Below are 6047 nucleotides of genomic sequence, written 5' to 3' on the forward strand. Positions count from 1 at the left end.
CACTGGAGCAAGCCAAAAGGCCGGTCAAAGACCGAGTTTACCCAGGAGCCGTGTGAGGGGAAACTTTCACGCACGGTTCTGGAGCGGAGGTGCCCCGGATAATACCGGGCATCGACCGTAACAAAGCAGTTAATAGACTAGGTAGGCAACACCTTAAAATAAGTAGGCAGCGCGAAGAGCACGCCAAGAGACTGGCGCGCTGCGTAATCCGGTCTAACGATCTGGTCGCCTATGAAGATTTAAGAGTCAAAAACTTAGTAAAAAATCACTGCCTCGCTAAGTCTATTAATGATGCAGGTTGGTATCAATTTCGGAAATGGATGGAGTATTTTGGACAAAAGTTTGGGAAGGTAACAGTTGCAGTGAATCCTGCCTATACCAGTCAAAACTGTTCCAATTGTGGCGAAGAAGTTAAAAAGTCCCTATCAACTAGAACTCACACTTGTAAATGTGGCTGCCAGTTAGATAGGGATCACAATGCCGCGATCAACATCCTAAAACGAGCCTTGGGTACGGTGGGGCACACCGGAACCAGGATCGTAAAAGATCTAAACGCTTTGGGAGATTTGGCCTCTACTCTTCCTGGTTCCGACCTGGTTGAGCAAGCCGAGTCGTTGAACAAAGAATCCCCGCGTCTTTAGACCGGGGAGTGTCAAAATCCCCCATGCTTGAGCTGGGGGGAAGTTCAAGCAATTAATATATAGATTATGTCAATGCAGTCTAATCTAGTATTTTGAGGGGATACCGTTGTGAGTAATGTGATTACAATCGAAGATCAAGAGTTTGAAGCCGAAGTTTTAAAAGCCGAGAAGCCAGTACTGGTATACTTCTGGGCAACTTGGTGTGGACCATGCCGCTTAGTATCGCCATCAGTGGACTGGGTTGCTAAAAATTATAGCGATCGCTTAAAAGTCATTAAGATGGAAGTAGACCAACATCAAGATGCCGTTGCCAAGTGCAAGGTAGAGGGTGTCCCTGCTCTAAGACTGTTTAAAAATGGTGAGCTGGCCAAATCCCATGAGGGAGCAATTACCAAAGCTCAATTGAAAACTATGCTGGATGAGAATTTAAATTAGGACAGTAAGGGGCAATGGGAGCAATGCCAGCGCAACCGATGGGAAAGGCTCGAAAAGAATAGACAAAAGAAAAAGACTAAGATTACAATGCAGTTTGCCCAACGTTTACAACCCCTGCAAGCAAATGTATTTGCCGATATGGATCAGGCCAAAGCGTTGGCAGCTGCTGGGAAAGAAATCATTGACCTATCATTAGGGTCTTCCGATTTACCAGCTCCCAAGCATGTGTGTGCTGCGATTGAAGCCTCGTTGTATGAGCCCAGCACTCACGGTTACTTGCTGTTTCATGGTACTAAAGCTTTTCGTCAGGCAGCAGCTAGCTGGTATACTAAACGATTTGGTATTCCGGTTGACCCAGAAACTGAGGTGCTACAACTGATTGGTTCTCAGGAAGGCACAGCTCATTTACCTTTAGCTGTGCTTAATCCAGGGGATTTTGCTCTGCTACAAGACCCAGGCTATCCTTCCCATGCCGGTGGTGTCCACCTAGCCAGTGGTCAGATTTATCCCATGCCCCTATTGGCAGAAAACAATTTTTTGCCTGTATTTGAGGATATCCCTCAGGCAGTGCTAGCTCAAGCACGGATGATGGTGTTGAGTTATCCCCATAATCCCACTACTGCGATCGCATCCTTGTCTTTTTTTGAGGAAGCAGTGGCGTTTTGTAAGTGCCATAACCTGGTATTAGTTCACGATTTTCCCTACGTTGATATGGTTTTTGAAGATACCAGAGGCAATGGGGAGCAGATCGGGAAAATCCCAGAAACCCTCAATCCCACCTCTGTTGCTCCCTCGGTTTTGCAAGCAGACCCCGATAAAACTGTATCGATTGAGTTTTATAGCTTTTCCAAGTCTTACAATATGGGAGGCTTCCGGATTGGCTATGCTATCGGTAATGCTCAATTGATTCGAGGGTTGCGGCAGGTGAAAGCGGCAATTGACTTTAACCAATACAGGGGGATTCTCAATGGTGCGATCGCAGCGTTGAATGGTTCTCAAGACATTGTTAAACCTGTAGTCACCACCTATCAACAGCGGCGGGATGCCTTTGTTCATGCTTTAAACCGCATTGGTTGGTCAGTGCCAGTGCCACGAGCCACTATGTATGTCTGGGCAAAATTGCCAGACCCTTGGGCAGGGAACTCAGTAAAATTTTGTACTAGCTTGGTAGAAGCCACTGGGGTGGCTGCTTCTCCAGGAGCTGGTTTTGGCAAGGCTGGTGAAGGCTATGTCCGTTTTGCCTTAGTACAGGAACCAGACGTTTTGGAAAGAGCAGTGGACAGAATTTCAGGATTTTTGCAATCTTATTAATAAGTACCTAATACTCTGTCTCTGTCGAATTAGCCTTAAGGGTTAGGACAAGGTCTGAAGAAACCCTAAGAGGCTGGCATCATGGATGTTGATCCAACAATCCCCGTCTATGCACGAGCGGGGAGTGTCAATGATTGTTAACCTGTTAGAGTAGCTGATTACTATCCTTATTGACAGGCAGATCGAAAAGTACTTCAAACTTTGCTTCTGGCATATACCGATCCAAAAATCGGAGATGGTTATCAGCATCCTGACGATTAAAGAACCTAGCAACTGTATACCTTTGGCATTTAGGCAGTAGACGCATAAGAGCCCAAGGACGAGTGTAGTCTTCTGTTAGTGGAATTTGTCGATTAGTCATGCTTACCCCTGATTTGAAGTAATAAGAGCACTGGATAATTGCTTGATGAAAGGCGATGGACTTAGTCCATCGCCTAGGTGATGAAAAACCTTTGTTTTCTTAGGTGCGCTCTTACCATTAAGAATTAAATTCGCCAACGGCAAGCGCACCTGTCGAATCTTTAGTCAGATTAATCTAAAATGGCTGACTAAAAAAACGACCGGGTGATCTGGACATTATGATGGTTCTGTGATAGCTGCAGACTCCTGATCACAAAAGGGAAAGATTATGAGCTGATTGCGGTGCGAGCCCGGTCGGATTTCCCGAGAAGCGTGAACGCCCACCAACAGAAAAGCTCACCTGTTAACAGAGCTGTCCGCCGTAACCCACCAATATTCAGCTGTCTTAAGATTTACTTTATAAACAGTCTCTAATTTTAATCAGCTAGCCTAGGGGTTAAATGTAAGTATTTAGTTAAAAAAAGCCCTTTAACAGTACACTTCCGAGATTAGAGCGTAAGACACATTTGCTATAATAATGGTATTTGACACTCCCCGGTCTAAAGACGCGGGGATTATTGTTAGAGTCGATGTCCCCGATTAAGGGGAGCACCTCTCCTTCAGAACTGGGCGTGAGACTTTCACCTCACCCAGCTCCTAGGTATCCTCTCCTTTCGGAGTGCCCTTGTTTCTTTTGCTTTTTGATTTCTGGTCAGAGGGACATGTTTCTGTTCTTGACCAATGAATCATTTGGTGGCAGCTTTGATGTACTGCTATTAAGTTCTTTTTAGACCAGTTGTTGTGGTTTCCGTCTACATGGTGTAGATGTACTCTCTCGTCTTCCAAGAACTTCAACCCACAATGTCCACAAGAATGGTTCTGCCGTTTCAAGGCTTCGGAGGTAGCATTGGAGTAGAGGCGTGAATTCCTTTTACTCCAATAAACTAGGTCACCGTCATATGGTGACTTAGTCCCCTTAACGTTTGCGTGTTGATTTTGCTTGTACCCCACTTTAGGGAATGCCTTCTTACACAGTTCATTAGCCTTATGCCGGTTGACCTTCTTTTCCTTGCGGAATTTCCGGTTTGCGGTATTGTTCATGAACCAGAGGGAGTTCCTGCTGCTACTCATGTCGCAGCTCCCGTGGTAGTTGCGCCATCCACGGACGATGGGTGCTAATTTCTTAGCTTTTATTTCGGCACCATAATTCGAGTTGTTGACTACGGCTTTAATCTTCTTGCGGATTGTTCTGTGGTTATCCTCTGAGGGTATGCACGAGAACTTTCCGTCCTTTCTGACCCGGAATCTCCAGCCCAGGAAGTCAAATCCGTCTGTCGCTTTGGTCAGCTTGGTCTTTTCTTCACTAATTTCCATTCCTCGTTCGGCAAGGAATTCCTTGACTCTCCCGAGTATCACTTCTGCGTCGTCCTTAGGTTTGAGGATGAATACCATATCATCTGCGTATCGCAGACTTGGGTGTATGTCCTCTATGCCGTTTAGTGCCACGTTTGCCAGTAGGGGACTAACCACTCCACCTTGCGGTGTACCTTGTTCTGGAAATTCCACCGAAGTTCCGGCCTTAAGGCAGCGGAAGATTCCGATTTTGATTTTTGCAGGTGCTATAAGCCTTTCCATAATTGAGGTGTGGTTTATGCGGTCGAAGCATTTTTTGATATCTAGTTCTATAATTCTTTTGTTCATGTTAGTCTTCTTCCCACCCTTCTTACCTGAGTATTTGAGGTGGTTGTAAAGTCTCCTCTGAACATCCTGGGCGCACCTTCCAGTTCTGAAACCATAGCTATCTGCGCTGAACGTGGCCTCATGGGCTGGTTCGAGTGCAAATTTTACTAGACACTGCCATGCTCGGTCGGCTATGGTTGGTATCTTCAACATCCGAGTCTTTCCATTCTTTTTCAAGATAGGTACTTCCCGTAGTCCGCTATGGTGCCAATCGCTGCCATAGTGGTTCAATGTCTCCGCCAGTTCCATGCGTTCTCTGTAGTTGAGGGAGGATTTCCCGTCTACTCCAGCCGTTTTCTTACCCTTATTCAGTTGTGTGACTTGGCGAACCGCCAGTAACTGTGCAGCACGTGATTTCAGAATCAGTTTCTGAAGTGACTTAGCTTTCCTAAGGTCTCCTTCTCGAACCGCTTTGAACACTCGCTTTTGTAGGCGGAATAGGTCTTTCCGGAGTTTCCTCCAGTTTTCCTTTTTCCATGATTCACTATGGCTACCCATGTGTCTAATCTTGCTCTTCGCTAGTTTGTGTTTTCTGAATACCCGTGGGCAGTTATAAGCCCACATCCTACCCGGCAGTAGGGATTCGGAGTGACATCTCTTACCGTAGGTTCGACCGGCCTACAGACCTATGTTGCTGCCGTTTTTACTTGTTCCGTCCATTAGATTGTTATGGTGATTTAGGGCAGTCCAATTCGCCTATTCCCTCATCGGAGGTTGCTACTGTCTGAGCGAAACGTAGCGATGATAATCGGGAATCAAGTCTCGCTGTGGCTCTATCAGATTGCGGCTTGGTCGTTGGACGCTTTTTCAGGACTTTCACTACTGTTACCCATATCACCTCCCCATTACCGCCAGTGTCTAGCATCTGAGACTAGTCTGATTCCGGCCTGGTGCCAGCTTCACTCTGCTAGGGTGTCAGCCTGCTCGGTGTGGCCAAGGTAGGGAGTCACCTGTCTCCGCAGGGGGTCGGGTTTGCACCGCCATCCAAAATGGACAGTTATAACACTATGGGATGTTATCCCGCAGGTGTTACCTGAGTCATACCCCACTCTTTTCGAGTGGCTCCTACTCAGAACAAGCCGCACCACTCAACGACCCAGCGTGGCTGTTCCTGGTCGGAACCAAGAACAGTAGAGGCCAAATCTCCTGAAGCGTTCAGGTCTATGACCCAAGTTCCGACGTGCCCCGTCGTACTTATGGCTCTATTTCGGATGTTGATGGCGGCATTGTGGTCTCTATCTAACTGGCAGCCACACTTACAGGCATGAGTTCGAGTTGATAGAGACTTCTTAACTACTTCGCCACAATCAGAGCAGTTTTGACTAGTATAGGCGGGATTTACTGCAACAGTTATCCTGCCAAATTTAGTTCCAAAATGCTCTAACCATTTCCTAAATTGATACCAACCTGCGTCATTAATAGATTTAGCGAGACAATGATTTTTTACTAGATTCTTATTAAACTAAGCCAGTGAGTCACCTCACTGACTCGTCTTCAAAACCGGACGTGAGAGTTTCCCCTCATCCGGCTCCTCGTGATAGGAACCATTTTTTCATTGGTACCTCTTTACACTAGAACGGG

5 protein-coding genes and 2 pseudogenes are annotated in these 6047 nt (G+C 46.4%); 3 read left to right on the top strand and 4 right to left on the bottom strand.

The window, feature by feature from the left end:
* Positions 1-89: 89 nt before the first annotated feature.
* The 3 genes and pseudogenes from F6J99_RS40515 to F6J99_RS40525 form a co-directional block, all read left to right on the top strand.
* Positions 90-641 (top strand): annotated as a pseudogene (locus tag F6J99_RS40515) (transposase); the annotation flags it as partial.
* A gap of 108 nt (positions 642-749) precedes the next feature.
* Positions 750-1076: a thioredoxin gene (trxA, locus tag F6J99_RS40520; protein ID WP_293121929.1), complete on the top strand. Its 327-nt coding sequence runs from the start codon at positions 750-752 to the stop codon at positions 1074-1076.
* 87 nt (positions 1077-1163) lie between these two features.
* Entirely contained in the window at positions 1164-2387 is a 1224-nt protein-coding gene (locus F6J99_RS40525) for an LL-diaminopimelate aminotransferase (RefSeq protein WP_293121932.1), read from the top strand.
* 145 nt (positions 2388-2532) lie between these two features.
* On the opposite strand, the gene F6J99_RS40530 is transcribed toward F6J99_RS40525, so the two are convergent.
* The 4 genes and pseudogenes from F6J99_RS40530 to F6J99_RS40545 all read right to left on the bottom strand — a co-directional run.
* Positions 2533-2748: a hypothetical protein gene (locus F6J99_RS40530; RefSeq protein WP_070394813.1), complete on the bottom strand. Its 216-nt coding sequence runs from the start codon at positions 2746-2748 to the stop codon at positions 2533-2535.
* Between the two features lie 635 nt (positions 2749-3383).
* Positions 3384-4964: a reverse transcriptase domain-containing protein gene (locus F6J99_RS40535; RefSeq protein WP_293121935.1), complete on the bottom strand. Its 1581-nt coding sequence runs from the start codon at positions 4962-4964 to the stop codon at positions 3384-3386.
* 169 nt (positions 4965-5133) lie between these two features.
* Positions 5134-5331, bottom strand: coding sequence for a hypothetical protein (locus F6J99_RS40540; RefSeq protein ID WP_293121938.1), 198 nt, complete (start codon positions 5329-5331; stop codon positions 5134-5136).
* Positions 5332-5535: 204 nt separating this feature from the next.
* Positions 5536-5982, bottom strand: a pseudogene (locus F6J99_RS40545) (transposase); the annotation flags it as partial.
* Positions 5983-6047: the final 65 nt, after the last annotated feature.

It is taken from the genome of Moorena sp. SIO4G3, from assembly GCF_010692305.1.
GTDB classification, from domain to species: domain Bacteria; phylum Cyanobacteriota; class Cyanobacteriia; order Cyanobacteriales; family Coleofasciculaceae; genus Moorena; species Moorena producens_A.

Bases quoted from the DNA above. Each gene is read 5' to 3' on its own strand.
- F6J99_RS40525 (WP_293121932.1), top strand. From the start codon at position 1,164: ATGCAGTTTGCCCAACGTTTACAACCCCTGCAAGCAAATGTATTTGCC.
- F6J99_RS40535 (WP_293121935.1), bottom strand. From the start codon at position 4,964: ATGGGTAGCCATAGTGAATCATGGAAAAAGGAAAACTGGAGGAAACTC.
- F6J99_RS40540 (WP_293121938.1), bottom strand. From the start codon at position 5,331: ATGCTAGACACTGGCGGTAATGGGGAGGTGATATGGGTAACAGTAGTG.
- F6J99_RS40530 (WP_070394813.1), bottom strand. From the start codon at position 2,748: ATGACTAATCGACAAATTCCACTAACAGAAGACTACACTCGTCCTTGG.